The organism is Henriciella litoralis, from assembly GCF_002088935.1.
Taxonomy (GTDB): domain Bacteria; phylum Pseudomonadota; class Alphaproteobacteria; order Caulobacterales; family Hyphomonadaceae; genus Henriciella; species Henriciella litoralis.
Genome location: NZ_NCSS01000004.1, coordinates 31,397 through 45,019, shown reverse-complemented (window position 1 = coordinate 45,019; position 13,623 = coordinate 31,397). Strand labels below are relative to the sequence as shown.

The 13,623-nt window shown below is 60.0% G+C and carries 14 protein-coding genes; 10 read left to right on the top strand and 4 right to left on the bottom strand.

Translation table 11 applies throughout. The features are described from left to right. Positions 1-52 precede the first annotated feature (52 nt). The 8 genes from B8783_RS00285 (at position 53) to B8783_RS00250 (ending at position 7,833) form a co-directional block, all read left to right on the top strand. Positions 53-1,927 (top strand): TonB-dependent receptor plug domain-containing protein, encoded by a 1,875-nt coding sequence (locus B8783_RS00285; protein ID WP_233355624.1) that lies wholly within the window; start codon positions 53-55, stop codon positions 1,925-1,927. Further along, on the top strand, positions 1,924-2,721 hold the full coding sequence (locus B8783_RS00280; RefSeq protein ID WP_084417780.1) for an ABC transporter substrate-binding protein: 798 nt from the start codon (positions 1,924-1,926) through the stop codon (positions 2,719-2,721). Before B8783_RS00285 ends, B8783_RS00280 begins: the two co-directional genes overlap by 4 nt. Next, the gene (locus B8783_RS00275) at positions 2,718-3,698 is read left to right on the top strand and encodes a FecCD family ABC transporter permease (protein ID WP_084417779.1); all 981 of its coding nucleotides are present in this window, start codon (positions 2,718-2,720) and stop codon (positions 3,696-3,698) included. The genes B8783_RS00280 and B8783_RS00275 overlap by 4 nt, the downstream gene beginning before the upstream one ends. Continuing rightward, positions 3,695-4,447 carry an ABC transporter ATP-binding protein gene (locus tag B8783_RS00270; protein WP_084417778.1) on the top strand — a complete coding sequence of 251 codons (753 nt, stop codon included), beginning with the start codon at positions 3,695-3,697 and terminating at the stop codon, positions 4,445-4,447. The genes B8783_RS00275 and B8783_RS00270 overlap by 4 nt, the downstream gene beginning before the upstream one ends. A 110-nt stretch (positions 4,448-4,557) precedes the next feature. Beyond that, a complete protein-coding gene (locus B8783_RS00265) occupies positions 4,558-4,824 on the top strand; it encodes a hypothetical protein (RefSeq protein ID WP_084417777.1) in 267 nt (88 codons plus the stop codon). 74 nt (positions 4,825-4,898) lie between these two features. Beyond that, positions 4,899-5,765 (top strand): UTP--glucose-1-phosphate uridylyltransferase GalU, encoded by an 867-nt coding sequence (galU, locus tag B8783_RS00260; protein WP_084417776.1) that lies wholly within the window; start codon positions 4,899-4,901, stop codon positions 5,763-5,765. 75 nt (positions 5,766-5,840) lie between these two features. After that, the gene (locus B8783_RS00255) at positions 5,841-6,842 is read left to right on the top strand and encodes an NAD-dependent epimerase/dehydratase family protein (RefSeq protein WP_084417775.1); all 1,002 of its coding nucleotides are present in this window, start codon (positions 5,841-5,843) and stop codon (positions 6,840-6,842) included. Between the two features lie 10 nt (positions 6,843-6,852). Then, a complete protein-coding gene (locus tag B8783_RS00250; protein ID WP_084417774.1) occupies positions 6,853-7,833 on the top strand; it encodes a threonine ammonia-lyase in 981 nt (326 codons plus the stop codon). Here the strand turns inward: B8783_RS00250 and smpB are convergent. Both smpB and dapA read right to left on the bottom strand, forming a co-directional pair. Beyond that, a complete protein-coding gene (gene smpB, locus B8783_RS00245) occupies positions 7,830-8,309 on the bottom strand; it encodes an SsrA-binding protein SmpB (protein ID WP_084417773.1) in 480 nt (159 codons plus the stop codon). The two genes, B8783_RS00250 and smpB, sit on opposite strands and share 4 nt — an antisense overlap. A 6-nt stretch (positions 8,310-8,315) precedes the next feature. After that, a complete protein-coding gene (dapA, locus tag B8783_RS00240) occupies positions 8,316-9,191 on the bottom strand; it encodes a 4-hydroxy-tetrahydrodipicolinate synthase (RefSeq protein ID WP_084417772.1) in 876 nt (291 codons plus the stop codon). Positions 9,192-9,364: 173 nt separating this feature from the next. On the opposite strand from dapA, the gene B8783_RS00235 reads away from it, so the two are divergent. Next, positions 9,365-11,323 carry a lytic transglycosylase domain-containing protein gene (locus B8783_RS00235; RefSeq protein ID WP_169711656.1) on the top strand — a complete coding sequence of 653 codons (1,959 nt, stop codon included), beginning with the start codon at positions 9,365-9,367 and terminating at the stop codon, positions 11,321-11,323. Between the two features lie 376 nt (positions 11,324-11,699). Here the strand turns inward: B8783_RS00235 and B8783_RS00230 are convergent, their stop codons facing one another. Then, the gene (locus tag B8783_RS00230) at positions 11,700-12,293 is read right to left on the bottom strand and encodes an RcnB family protein (RefSeq protein WP_084417770.1); all 594 of its coding nucleotides are present in this window, start codon (positions 12,291-12,293) and stop codon (positions 11,700-11,702) included. Between the two features lie 117 nt (positions 12,294-12,410). Between B8783_RS00230 and arfB the strand changes: the two genes are divergently transcribed. After that, a complete protein-coding gene (gene arfB, locus B8783_RS00225; RefSeq protein WP_084417769.1) occupies positions 12,411-12,845 on the top strand; it encodes an alternative ribosome rescue aminoacyl-tRNA hydrolase ArfB in 435 nt (144 codons plus the stop codon). Positions 12,846-12,921: 76 nt separating this feature from the next. Here arfB and B8783_RS00220 read toward each other — a convergent pair whose 3' ends face one another. Further along, a complete protein-coding gene (locus tag B8783_RS00220) occupies positions 12,922-13,542 on the bottom strand; it encodes a superoxide dismutase family protein (RefSeq protein ID WP_233355623.1) in 621 nt (206 codons plus the stop codon). Positions 13,543-13,623: the final 81 nt, after the last annotated feature.

Here is a 13,623-nt window from a genome sequence, read left to right as displayed (position 1 = left end):
GTGATCGGGCTGGCCTTGTGTGCCGGGCCCTGTGTTCCGAGGAGTTCGGACAATGATGTATAAGTTTATTCCGATGGGGCTGTTCGCCCTTGCCCTGCCAGCGACGGCACTGGCGCAGGAAATTGGCGAGCGCCGTCTCGACTCCGTGATGGTGTCCGGTTTGCGCCCGGTGATCGATTCGCGTCTGACCGAAGACGTGTCGATCCTGACCGAGGAAGACCTCGAAATCCGCGACACGCCTTATGTGGCAGACCAGCTGCGGGCGGTCCCCGGCGTGGCGGTCTCACGCTCTGGCACTGTCGGTGGTCTGACGCAGGTGCGTCTGCGCGGCGCGGAAGCGAACCATACGCTGGTGCTGGTCGACGGGATCGAGTTTTCCGATCCGGTGACCGGGGAAACCGATTTTGGCCTGCTGACATCGCTCGGCATTAGCCGCATCGAAGTCCTGCGGGGAGAGCAATCATCGCTCTACGGGTCTGATGCCATTGGCGGCGTCATCGGCATCTATACGAGCGAGGAAGAAGGCCTTCGTGGTGATTTCGAGATCGGCAGCCGGGAAACGGTCCGTGGCTCGATTGGCGGCGGGACTGACCTTGGCGGGTTTAATCTGCAAGCCGTCGCCTCTGGCTTTACGACGGACGGGTATGATGTGTCCGGCCGCAATGGCGAAGCGGATGGCTCGCGCAATGGCGGATTTCTGCTGAAAGGGCAGGGCGAGGTTTTTAGCGGATGGAAGCTGTCCACGCTGGCGAGCTATCGCGATACCTATGCCGAGAGCGATCCTGACCTCGATTTCGATGGCCAGCTGGACAATGCAGACCGCAAGACAGACGGCACGCAATGGATGGTCGGCGCGGCGCTGGCTGGCGAGACCGGCCCGATCGATCACATCTTCCGGGCGAACTACAATGATGTGAACCGGGAAAACCGGGCTGACGGAAAATTCACCGATGAAACAACGGGTCAGCGCACAAAGGTGTCGTGGAGCCCGTCTTACAGCAAGTCGGGTGTCGTCGCCTATGTCGCGAGCCTCCTGATCGATTATGAGCGCGAGGATTATGAGCGCGTCTCCACCGATCTGGCGTATGGCGATCCAAATCAGAGCAAGTCTTTCGAAACCGTCGGCATTGCCGGTGAGTATGCGATCCGGGTCGGCGGCTTCAATGCGAACGCCTCCATCCGGCAAGACTTCAATGGCGATGATTTTGATGATGCCACGACCTACCGGGCCGGTGCGTCGTACACGTTCAATAGCCGCACGCGCCTCAGAGCCTCCTTTGGCCGGGGGATCAAAAACCCATCCTTTACCGAGCTTTTCGGCTACTATCCTGGCAGCTTCGTCGGCAATCCGGACCTTGAGCCGGAGACGTCGGAGAGCTGGGAAATCGGCATCGATCAGGAATGGAACAAGGGCAAGGCGTCGCTGACCTACTTCCAGGCTGACCTCGAAGATGAAATCTACACCGCATACACGCCGACCTTCGAGTCGACGGCGATGAACCGCGCCGCCAAGAGCGAGCGGTCAGGTGTTGAGGCGGCCGTGCAGATTGAACTCGCCAAGCGGCTGAACCTTCGGGCGCAGGCGACGAGCTTCACTTCCGAAAACGATACGGGCGTGGATGAAATCCGTATTCCGGAATGGACGGGCAGCCTCGCTGTGTCGTGGCAGCCTGTGAAGGATGGCGTGCGCCTTGGCGTGGCCCTGGATCATGTCGGTGAGCAGGACGACACCAATTTCGGTGTGTACCCGGCTGAGCTCGTGAAGCTGGACGCGTACACGCTGGTGTCTGCCAGCGCGGAATGGCCGATCAATGACCGGATCAGTCTGACCGTTCGCGGGGAAAACCTGTTTGATGAAGATACGGTCGATGTGTTCGGCTATGCGTCAGCAGGGGCTGCCGGCTTTATCGGGCTGAAGCTCAGATGAGAGCGATCGCGGTCCTCCTGATCTGGTTGACCGGCGCGCTTGCGGGCACTGCTGAAACGCCCGTCAAGCCGCGTGTCGTCTCGCTGGATTATTGTGCGGACCAGTTTGTCATGGGGCTTGCGGACAGGGACCAGATCCTTGCCGTGAGCCCGCATGCCGGACGCGCCTTCAGCCACCTGCGCGACAAGGCCAAAGGCCTGCCAGTCGTGCGGGCGCTGGCTGAAGACGTTATCGCGCTACAGCCTGACCTTGTCGTGCGCAGTTGGGGCGGCGATTCGCGGGCCCTGGCGTTCTATGAGCGCCTTGGCATCGAGGTGATCCAGATCGGTTATGCGTCGGACTTTGAAGGCGCTGCGCGGGTCACCCGGCAAGTGGGCGAGGCGCTCGGCCAGTCCGAGCGGGCAGAGGCGTTGGCCAAACGGCTCGGCTTTGGCGTGGCGGCAACCGGCAAGCGGGCGCTTTATCTCACGCCGGGCGGGGTCACTGCCGGAAAGGGGACAATGGTCGACGCGATTATGCAGGCGGCAGGACTTACCAATGTTGTGCAGGAGACAGGATGGATCAACCTGCCACTCGAGCAGCTTGTCCAGTCACCGCCAGATCGCGTGCTGGCGGCGTTTTTTGGCTTTGATGAGGACACTGCCTCAAACTGGAGCCTCAGCCGTCATCCGGTCATGCAGAGAGTTATGAAGAATGCAGAGACGATCGAACTCGACGAATCACGCCTGGCCTGTCCGGCCTGGTTTGTGGCGGGTGAGGCGGCCGATGTCGCCGATGCGGTGGCAAGCAAATGAGCCGGCTTAATCTCACCCTTGGCGTGCTCGCCATTTTACTGATCGCGGCCTCGGCAATGATCGGAACGGCCGACCTTTCGGCGGACGACCTCTGGTCGGGCCTGTTGGGCCAGACCGGGCCATCCTCGATCATCATCTGGGAGATACGGATGCCGCGGGCTGTCGCGGCGTTTGTGACGGGCGCCAGCCTTGGGCTTGCCGGTGCGGCCTTGCAGGGGCTGCTGCGCAACCCTCTCGCTGACCCCGGAGTCCTCGGTGTGTCGGCCTTTGCGTCGCTGGGCGCAGTGATTGCGCTCTATTTCGGGCTGGCGAGCCTCACCTGGCTGGCAGTGCCGCTGCTGGCGATCGGGTTTTCGGTCGTGGCGGTGATCCTTCTGCTGGTGGCGGCCGGTCCGAAGGGCGATACGGTGCGCACGCTGCTGGTCGGCATCGGCCTGTCGAGTGCGGGCGGGGCGATGATCGCGCTGGCGCTCAACCTTGCGCCCAATCCTTATTCGCTGGCTGATTTGATGAACTGGCTGCTTGGGTCTGTGTCGAACCGGTCCTGGGCTGACATCGTGCTCGTGTTGCCTGTGATGGCGCTGGGACTTGGCATCGTGCTGGTCGCGGGACCGGGCCTTCGGGCACTGAGCCTTGGAGATGAAACGGCGGCCTCGCTTGGCGCGCGGCCTGGACGGACCCGCGCTCTGGTGATTGCTGGCACATCCTTGCTGACAGGCGCGAGCGTCGCCATTGCTGGCGCGATCGGATTTGTTGGGATTGTTGCACCCCATATCGTGCGGCCATTTGTGAGGTCAGATCCGGCACGGTTGCTGGTTCCATCAGCGCTTCTGGCTGGCGTCATTCTGTTGGGCGCAGACATTGTAATTCGGGTGCTGCCATTTGACCGGGAGCTGCGGCTAGGCGTGGCGGCGGCCTTGTTTGGTGCACCTGTCTTCATCTGGATTTCAGCGCGTCTGACCCGGGGGCGTCTATGATAGAGATCGATATTTATGCGCCCGGTGTTCAGCTGGGCGACAAGACGGTGTTGCAGCCACAATCCTACCGTATGGCGCCGGGCGAGCTGGTCGGGCTGGTCGGGCCGAATGGCGCAGGCAAGTCGACGCTGTTGAAGCTGATGGGCGGCCTGCTCGCAAGCGCTGTCACGGACGTTCATGTGAACGGGAATGATATAGACTGGCTGAAACCATCTGTGCTGGCGCGTCAGGTGACGTGGCTGGCGCAAACACGGCAGTTGAGCTGGGACCTTCTGGTCGAGGATGTTGTTGCGCTTGGCCGGCATGCCTGGGGCGGCGGCCGGTTCGGACGGCTTGGAGAGGAAGATCGTGCCCGGGTGGTCTCCGCCATGGAAGAAGCGGGCGCGTCGGCGCTGGCCGGGCGGCACGTTCTGTCGCTGTCGGGCGGCGAACAGGCACGGGTGCATCTGGCGCGCTTTTTTGCGGGTGATGGCGACGTGCTCTTGCTGGATGAGCCACTGGCCGCGCTGGATATTGCCCATCAGCTGTCGATCATGGCGGCGCTGGAGCGCAAGCGGAGTGAAGGCAAGACAGTCTGTCTGGCGCTGCACGACCTCAGGCTGGCGCAGGCCTGGTGTAACCGGGTGATCGTGCTGGATAAAGGTGGGTGCGTTGCTGACGGGCCGCCCAGAGAAGCCCTGCACAATGATGTGTTGCACTCTGTGTTTTCGGTGGTTGATGCCGGCAACGGGGCTTTCAAGCCTGCCTGACGGGTGACAGCGGCGCAGACGAAACTTCGAGTCGTGTCCAATTCCGCAGACCGATTTAGCGCTTCATTAGGGATGGGATGCGAAAACGCCTGCCAGGAAAGGCGTTCTCAATGGCAGCCAAGAAAAAACACTTCGATGATCCGAACAAGCCAGCTTCGGTTGTGACGCCGGACGCTGCGCCGTCCCTGCGCGAGGCGGGTGAAACGCATAGCGAAGAGGTGAGTTCGTCGCCTGCGCGTGAGCTTCAGGAACATCTGGAGCAGAAGATTGCAGCCCCTTCACCAAAGCGCCAGATCATGGATATGGGACGGGTTCTGGCGTCGGCGTCCGGCATCACTGCGATCCTTGGCGTGTTCATCTTTTCCGGAATTTGGTAGCTCTGTTCTGGTATTGGCGCCGCAGACCCGTATGATCGCGCCCAGTCAGTGACTCGCGGACCGGAGGGCGTTTAATGGGAATTCGCAAAGCAGTATTGCCAGTGGCGGGGCATGGGACCCGTGTGCTGCCAGCTACGAAATCCATTCCAAAGGAATTATTGCCGGTCGTTGATCGACCTGCGCTGCAATATGTCGTCGACGAGGCCCGTGAAGCCGGTATCGAACACTTCGTCTTCGTGACCGGGCGCGGCAAAGGCGCCATCGAGGATTATTTCGACGAAGCTTACGAGCTTGAGCATTCGCTGTCGGCCAAAGCGTCCAAAGCCGAAATTCTCAAGGAGGTGCAAAGCACGAAGCTGCCTGCGGGCGCGGCGAGCTTTACCCGTCAGCAAGCGCCGCTTGGGCTTGGTCATGCGGTCTGGTGCGCCAAGGACATTATTGGAAACGAGCCTTTTGCCGTTCTGCTGCCGGACGTGATTGTGAGGGCAAAGCCCTCATGCCTGGCGCAGATGGTTGAGGCCTATGACAAGACGGGCGGAAACATCGTAGCGGTTGACCCGGTGCCGGAAGAGAATGTGTCGTCATACGGCGTCATTGCGCCGAAGTCCCGCGATGGGCGTCTGATTGAGATGTCCGGCATGGTCGAGAAGCCGCCGCGCGCTGAGGCACCATCCAATCTGAAGATTACCGGTCGCTATATCCTGCGTCCTGAAATCTTTGGGCTGCTGGAAGATCAGGGCAAAGGCGCCGGAGGCGAGATTCAGCTGACCGATGCGATGGTTCGATTGATGGAAAGCCAGCCTTTCTACGCCTACGAATTTGACGGCGAAGAGTTCGACTGCGGCTCAAAGGCTGGCTATTTCGAGGCGGTTGTTGCGCATGCGCTGAAGCATCCTGAAACAGCAAGTGAGGCAAAGCGCATCCTGTCCAAGTATCTGTGAGGTCATGCGCAAGTGCAGCGTCCTGCTTTTCCTGTAGTTCAAGGGCGGGTATAGCCTAATGAACGAGGAGAGCGCATGAGATTTCTTGTAACGGGCGCCGCCGGTTTTATCGGATCGCGAATTTCGAAATCCCTCCTTGCGGATGGCCATGATGTCATTGGTATCGATAACCTCAATGCCTATTACGATATCGCGCTGAAACAGGCCCGCCTGCACGAGTTGCAGCGGCATGACAATTTCCGCTTTCAGAAGCTGGATATTTCCAATCATGAGAAACTGCTGGCGCTGCCGGAGCGCGATTCGATTGATCGGGTGATCCATCTCGCGGCGCAGGCGGGTGTTCGGTATTCGCTCGAAAATCCGTTCGCCTATGCGCAGTCAAATATGACGGGTCATCTGGCGGTGCTGGAATTCTGCCGCCGGGCCGCGCGGGCGCCGCTTCTGGTCTATGCCTCATCTAGTTCTGTCTATGGGGACGATGCGGTCGCGCCCTTCAGCGAGGACGCGAATGTAGACCGTCCTGTTTCACTCTATGCGGCGACCAAGCGCGCAGATGAGCTGATGAGCCAGGCCTATTCCAAGCTCTATGATATGCGCCAGATCGGTGTGCGCTTCTTTACGGTCTATGGGCCGTGGGGGCGCCCGGACATGGCGTACTGGTCGTTCACAGACCGTATTCTTCGCGGCGAAACGATCCGCGTTTTCAATGGTGGCAAAATGAAGCGTGACTTCACCTTCATCGAAGACGCCATTGCCGGACTGAAAGCGATTGCGACGCGCCGTGCAGTCTTTGTTGAGGGCGAGCGCGCCCACAAGCTTTACAATATCGGACACAATCAGCCGGTCACGCTGATGGATTTCATTGCGACGATCGAGAAGGTCACTGGCAAGAAGGCCCGCATGGCGATGGAGCCGATGCAGCCGGGCGACGTGACGGAAACCTGCGCGGACATATCCCGCATGCAGGCCGACTATGGCTATAATCCGCAGGTTAGCCTGGAAGACGGGCTGTCGGCCTTTGTCGAATGGTTCCGGTCCCAACGCGTTGCATCTGGCGCTGCGTTCCGAACCCAGTAGAGCGTTCTGAATGATGCAATTGCCGACACATCAGACCGTGGTCGAGGCCGCCGAGCGGGTGCGGGCCCATGTCGTGCGCACGCCTGTCATCCGCAATGAAGCGCTGGATGAACGCGCCGGTGCCAGGCTCTTTATCAAGTGCGAAAATCTGCAGACCACGGGGAGCTTCAAGCTGCGCGGAGCGAGCAATCGGCTGCTGCAAATCCCGGAAGACGAGCGCGCCGCAGGTGTCGTGGCTTTCTCATCCGGTAATCACGCGCAGGGCGTTGCGCGCGCGGCCAAGCGGCTTGGCATGCCAGCGCTCATCGTGATGCCGTCCGATGCGCCTGCGATCAAGATTGCAGGAGTGAAGCGGGATGGCGGCGAAGTCCGCCTCTATGACCGCGAGCGTGAAAGCCGCGAGGCGATTGCAGAAGAGGAAGTCGAGCGCCGCGGCGCGGTGCTCGTGCCTAGTTTCGACGACCCTTACATCATTGCGGGGCAGGGCAGCGCCGGTGTGGAGTTTGCCGAGCAGATGGATGAGGCGGGCACGGTGCTGGACCACATCATCTGCTGTGCGGGCGGCGGCGGGCTGATCAATGGACTGGCGCTCGGCTACGACGCAAAGGCGAAGGGCACGAAGGTCTGGGCGGCTGAGCCGGAGGAGCATGATGACTGGCGACGGTCCCTGAAGGCCGGCGAAGTTGTCACCAATGCGCCGGGCACGCGCTCCATCTGCGATGCGATCCTGACGCCAGCACCGGGCAAGTTGACCTGGGCGCTGGGGCGAGAGCAACTCACGGGCGGCCTTGCCGTTAGCGATGCTGAGATCAGGCAGGCGATGCAGCTTGCGTTTTCAGAGCTGAAGCTGGTCGTCGAGCCGGGCGGGGCGGCGGCGCTCGCCTGCGCGCTGTTTGACTTGCCGGATGAGGCACGCGGAAAAAATGTCGGCGTGATCCTCTCAGGCGGCAATGTTGACCCGGCGCAGTTCGCCGAGATTATCGGCGCCTAGTTTTCCTTGAGGATGCGGGCCTTGTCGCGCTGCCAGTCACGTTTCTTGGCGGTCTCACGCTTGTCGGGCGCGCGTTTACCGGTGGCCACGCCGATCAGGAGCTTGGCGATCCCGCGCTCATTGAAATAGAGCTTTAGCGGCACGATTGTGCGGCCGGCACGCTCGACCGACTGGGCCAGCTTTGAGAGTTCCCGTTTGGAAACGAGCAGTTTGCGTCGGCGGCGCGGGTCATGATTGAACTGGTTGGCGCCTTCATAGGGCGGGAAATCGGAATTGATGAGCCAGAGCTCCCCATTTTCCACGCCAGCATAGGATTCAGCGATATTGGCGCGGCCATTGCGCAGGGATTTCACCTCGCTGCCGCGCAGCTCCAGTCCGGCCTCAAGCGTGTCTTCGACATGATAGTCGAACCGCGAGCGGCGGTTTTCTGCAACGAGGCCGTCATTACGGCCCTTGATCTGATTCTTCTTCGACATGTCGCTCTATATAAGACCGGCAATCGCCATTGCAGCGTCGATCTTCGCTCTGGCTGCAGCATCGGGCCCGACAATTGGCAGGCGGGTCTCAGGAGAGCAGAGGCCAAGCTGCGACAGCGCGTATTTTGCTGGGCCAGGCGATGGTGAGCAGAAGAGGGCTTTGTGCAGGGCGATGAACCGCTTTTCGATCTCCTGCGCCTTGGCAAGATCGCCGTTATCGACCGCAGTGTGCATGTCTGCCATTTCCTGCGGCGCGACATTGCCGGTGACCGTAATGCAGCCAACGCCGCCCATGGCGCGATAGCCGAGCGTCACAGGGTCTTCACCGCAGATCTGGACGAATTGTTCGCCTTCAAGGCCAGCGGCGTGAAGCGTGACGCGTGACAGGTCACCCGTTGCGTCCTTGATGCCGACAATGTTCGGATGTTTGCCGAGGCGTATCACCGTGTCTGGCTGGACGTCGGAGACGGTCCGTGCGGGCACATTGTAGAGAATGATGGGCAGGGCCACCGCGTCTGCAATGGCCGTGAAGTGGGCTTCGAGGCCTGCTTGATCGGGCCGGTTGTAATAGGGGCAGACACAAAGGGCGGCGTCAGCGCCGGCGTCCTTGGCATGCTGGACAAGGCCGATGGCTTCTCGAGTGGAATTCGAACCTGCGCCCGCGATGACCGGTATGCGGCCTTTTGCGACTTCGATACAAAGAGAAACGACCTCGCGGTGCTCCTCATGGCTCAGCGTAGCGGACTCGCCGGTCGTGCCGCAGGGGACGAGCGCGCCCGCACCGCACTCGATCTGGCGCTCGACCAGGTCGGCAAATGCGGTCTTGTCGATGGCCCCATTTTTGAATGGAGTGACCAGCGCAGGAATGGAACCATGGAACATCGTAATCTTGCCGCGATTTATTAGTTGAACACTTTGAATTGGACTCACTGGCGTTCTGTGTGACACGTCAGCTAATATTAGAAAACAGGCAGGGCTTTATGCGCGTTAGCACATACAAGGCAACATTCGCATCTTTCTTACTGATATCAACAGCATCGCTGGCATCAGCGGCAATGCCGGCAACGCCGGGCCTCAAGCCTGACCTCGTTCCGGCGTCTTCGGTGGTGTCTACCACAGACGCTGCGATCCTGCGCGATGCCATCAACGCAGCAGATAGCGGCAATTGGACCGAAGTTCGCCGTCTTGAGGCGCAGGCGCGGGACGAGACCGTGCGTCAATTGATCCGCTGGTATCGCGGGCGCGGCGATGTCGAAATGTCCTTCGATGAGCTGAGCGGCCTGTTACGGACGCAGGGCGACTGGCCCTATATGACGCGGCCGCAAGTGCGTGCAGAAGAGGCGATTGCTGATTCGACTCTGTCGATGGAAGATCGAATCGCCTGGTTCGACTCTGTTGGTGGGCCTGTTTCCGGCGAAGGACGGGTCGCGCTGGCAGAAGCTTACCGCGCGACCGGCAATTCTGCCAAGGCGACCGAAGTCATCCGCGAAGCCTGGCACCGCAACACGCTGGACAATGAGACGACGCAGTTTGTGCTGGACACATATGGCAGTGTTCTGACGCAGACCGACCATCAACAGCGCGCCGATTTCCTGCTCTGGACGAACCAGCGCTCGGCCGCCTCGCGCCTGTCGCCCTATGTCGGCAGCGACTGGCAGAAGCTGATAACCGCGCGCAGCAAGCTGCAGGCGCGTGCAGCTGGTGTCGACGCGGCGATCGATGCGGTTCCAGCGTCGCTGATCAACAATGATGGTCTCGTTTATGACCGAGCGGTCTGGCGCCGTAAGGCCGGACAAGGGTCTTCGGCCTATGTGCCTCTGCTGGAGCAGGTGGACGGTAACAGGATACCGGAGGCCGGGCGCAATGAGTTGTGGAATGCAAGACATGGTCTGATCCGCACCGCGCTCCGGGAAAAGAATTACAAGTCGGCCTACGCGCTCGCGAAGAACCATGGTCTGTCGTCAGGCAATAATTTTGCCGAGGCGACGTGGGTGGCTGGCTGGACGGCGCTGCGCCATCTGAAAGACCCGCAAGCGGCATTGGTGCACTTCAAAGCGCTGGAGGAAGGCTCATCGACGCCCATCAGCCAGGCACGTGCGCTCTATTGGCAGGGCCGCTCGCATGACGCGCTGGGCAATCCCGGCGCGGCGATGCAGTACTATGAGCGTGCGGCGCAATATCCTTACGTCTATTACGGCCAGCTCGCTGCAGAGAAGGTCGCCAAGACGCAGCTCTATCTCGAAAAACAGGCGGATGTGACGGAGGCGGATCGCAACTCCTTTTACAGCCGTCCGCTGATCCGCGCGATGCGCCTGCTCGCGGAGAACGGACAGGCCGCGGAGTTCCGCCAGTTCGCCTATCATGTCGATGACATGCTCGACAGCGAGGCGGACTACATCCTCCTGTCGGAAATGTCGTCAGATTACATGTTCCAGGACATTGGCGTGCGCGGGGCTAAAGCCGGGCTGGCCAAAGGGCTGGTTGCGACTGAAGCGGTGTTCCCTGTCCCCGATTACCAGCTGCAGAGAGAGCCGCGTGTCGAGCGCGCCATGATGTATGCGCTTGCGCGGCAGGAAAGCGAGATGAACCCGTCAGCGGTGTCGCATGCCAATGCGCGCGGCCTGATGCAGTTCATTCCAAGTACGGCGCGCACAGAAGCCCGTAACATTGGGCTCGATTATCGCACCTCATGGCTGACCGATGATCCAGGCTACAACATGACGCTGGGCGGCGCCCATCTCGATACGCTGCTCGGCCAGTTCAATGGCAGCTATATCATGGCAGCTGCGGCCTATAATGCCGGGGCGTCTCGCCCTCGTCGCTGGATGCAGGAATATGGCGATCCGCGTGCCGGCGAGGTGGATGTCATCGACTGGGTGGAGTTCATCCCGTTTGCCGAGACCCGCAACTATGTCCAGCGCGTGCTGGAAAATACGCAGGTCTATCGCCAGAGACTGGCCGGTGAGCCGGTTGAGGTGCGCCTCAGCGAAGACCTGAACCGCGGTAAATTCTGATCGGTTGCGAAGGCCGTCGATCAGCCCTTGTTTCTGAAAGCCTGAAAACGAAAAGGCCACCCGTTTGGGTGGCCTCCGTGAGCCGGCTTGGCTCTGAATCCTGACAGGGCACAAGGCCTTGTCGATGTTGTGCTAGCAAACGAAGAGAGGTTGCTCTCCAAGTCCACCAGCCCGAACGGACCCAATCGCCGTACCTGGTTTCTCACTCGACATTGGATCACCTCCTTTCAGCTGTTTGAACAGAACACCGACCGCAAAAAATCTGTGCCGGTGATTCATATAAAACATGACTCGCGCTAAATGGAAGATGAACGACGAAAAAGCCCGGCATTTCAAAGGAAATGCCGGGCTTTTGAATATGGGGTATCAAACTTGACTAGTTTGACAGGATACCGATGGCGAGGCCGATAATGGCGCCTGTTGCAACCGATGCGAGGACTGCGTCGCCGCTATAGCGGTCACGAACCCAGTGGTGGCCTTGCGGCGGGGCGTAGAGGCCGTAGCTGCCATAATCACTGATCACGATCGTGTTCGGATTGTACGAATACCGGCTGCCGATGTGATAGCGTGGATGGCTGTATCCGGAATTATAGTAGTACCTCACCGACGGGCGGCTGTAGGAATAGGCAGGGCGATTGTAATAGTACTGCCGGACAACCGGGCGGCGGTAGGTATGGCTTGGTGCCCGATAGTAGTTGTTTGAATAGTGCCGGCCGCGATTGTAGTCATAGCGGTTATTATCACGACGATTCCAGTCACCGTGCCGACGTCCGCGGTCATAGCGGTCGTTATGGCGGTCGCCGCGATTGCGATGACGATCACCGCGATCGCTATGATGTCCGCCGCGATCATAATGACCTCGGTCACCACGGTCGCCCCGGCGCTGGTCAGCCATGGCTGCCGGTGTAAGTGTTACCAGAACAAGCGCGCTCGCCGCGCTTAGCTTTGACAATAAGGAAAAGAGGGCCATCTGGGGTCTCCTAGGGTGTTGACCGCCAGCGGTCCGGCGGGTGGTTTTCAGCAATATTAAAGCGTTAACTAATCCTACAGTTCCCAGCTTGAACCTTAGCTGAACAGGTCCTTCATCATGAGCGCATCAAAAGATCTCGAAATAAACGACGAAATTACAGTGCCTTATTGGGAGCTCGTCGAAACCTTCACGCGGGCATCGGGGCCGGGTGGGCAAAATGTGAACAAGGTTTCGACGGCTGTGCAGCTGCGCTGGAATGTCGATGCCTCGAGCGTGCCGCCTCACATCAAATCGCGTTTCCGCCAGCTCTGGAAGAACCGGATTACCAAGGATGGCGATGTGATCGTCGATGCGAGCGAACATCGCTCTCAGGCGCGCAACCGGGACGAAGCGCGCGAGCGGTTGATTTCGATGATCCAGAAGGCGACCCGCAAGCGAAAGCGCCGAATTCCGACGCGGCCCGGGCGAGGGGCCATTGAGCGGCGCATCAAGGCCAAGAAGGAAACAGGAGAAAAGAAGGCGCTGCGCGGGAAGGTCACGCGGCAGGACTAGGCTCTGAGGCAAACAAAAAAAGCGCCGCAAACAGATGTCTGCGGCGCTTAAGTTTTTCAGCTGGTGCGATGTGGACCTATTCGATCACGGCGCAAGCCACACGGGCCCCTGCGCCGCCAATTGGCTGGCTCATATGATCGTCGCGGCCTTCATGGATGATCGCGGCACTGCCATCATCGTCCAGGATGTCTGACATGGCGACGAGATTGGTGAAGGTTTCATACTCAACTGAGCCGTCTGCAGCGACATAGAGGTTGGGCAGATCGCCCTTTTCCGGGCCATCCGGATTGAGCAGGCCGTGGCCGCCTTCAATCTTGCCGATGTGGCCGCCGGATGCCTTATATTCTCCGGTGTCACTGCAATCACCAGTCTGGTGCAGGTGGATTGCGTGCCAGCCGGGCTCAAGGCTGCCCTCTTCAATTGAGACGTTCATCGCAATGCCGTTCGGCCCTTCGATGAGGTTGACCGAGCCGATCGTGTTGCCGTCGACGCCCATCAGGTCGCCGGTGGCGCGCATCATCGATGGGATGGATTTTGGTCCATCCATGCCGGCGTCGTCAGGGATCTGGTCCTGTGCTTCGGTTGGTTCTGGCGGCGGTGTTGCGGCTTCTTCCTGCGCGTTCGACGTCTGCTGGGAGCAGGCGAAGAGGACGGCGAGCGATGCAACTGCTGCTGATGTTGTCAGATAGCGTGTCATGAAAATCTCCTTGGTTCTGAGGTCCGGACCTGTAATCAGACCTGATAAAACAACACTTCCCCAAGGTATCTGTTCCGTAAA

Bases quoted from the DNA above. Each gene is read 5' to 3' on its own strand.
- B8783_RS00275 (WP_084417779.1), top strand. From the start codon at position 2,718: ATGAGCCGGCTTAATCTCACCCTTGGCGTGCTCGCCATTTTACTGATC.
- B8783_RS00265 (WP_084417777.1), top strand. From the start codon at position 4,558: ATGGCAGCCAAGAAAAAACACTTCGATGATCCGAACAAGCCAGCTTCG.
- arfB (WP_084417769.1), top strand. From the start codon at position 12,411: ATGAGCGCATCAAAAGATCTCGAAATAAACGACGAAATTACAGTGCCT.
- B8783_RS00280 (WP_084417780.1), top strand. From the start codon at position 1,924: ATGAGAGCGATCGCGGTCCTCCTGATCTGGTTGACCGGCGCGCTTGCG.
- dapA (WP_084417772.1), bottom strand. From the start codon at position 9,191: ATGTTCCATGGTTCCATTCCTGCGCTGGTCACTCCATTCAAAAATGGG.
- B8783_RS00235 (WP_169711656.1), top strand. From the start codon at position 9,365: ATGCCGGCAACGCCGGGCCTCAAGCCTGACCTCGTTCCGGCGTCTTCG.
- B8783_RS00250 (WP_084417774.1), top strand. From the start codon at position 6,853: ATGATGCAATTGCCGACACATCAGACCGTGGTCGAGGCCGCCGAGCGG.
- B8783_RS00230 (WP_084417770.1), bottom strand. From the start codon at position 12,293: ATGGCCCTCTTTTCCTTATTGTCAAAGCTAAGCGCGGCGAGCGCGCTT.
- smpB (WP_084417773.1), bottom strand. From the start codon at position 8,309: ATGTCGAAGAAGAATCAGATCAAGGGCCGTAATGACGGCCTCGTTGCA.
- B8783_RS00285 (WP_233355624.1), top strand. From the start codon at position 53: ATGATGTATAAGTTTATTCCGATGGGGCTGTTCGCCCTTGCCCTGCCA.
- B8783_RS00270 (WP_084417778.1), top strand. From the start codon at position 3,695: ATGATAGAGATCGATATTTATGCGCCCGGTGTTCAGCTGGGCGACAAG.
- B8783_RS00220 (WP_233355623.1), bottom strand. From the start codon at position 13,542: ATGACACGCTATCTGACAACATCAGCAGCAGTTGCATCGCTCGCCGTC.
- B8783_RS00255 (WP_084417775.1), top strand. From the start codon at position 5,841: ATGAGATTTCTTGTAACGGGCGCCGCCGGTTTTATCGGATCGCGAATT.
- galU (WP_084417776.1), top strand. From the start codon at position 4,899: ATGGGAATTCGCAAAGCAGTATTGCCAGTGGCGGGGCATGGGACCCGT.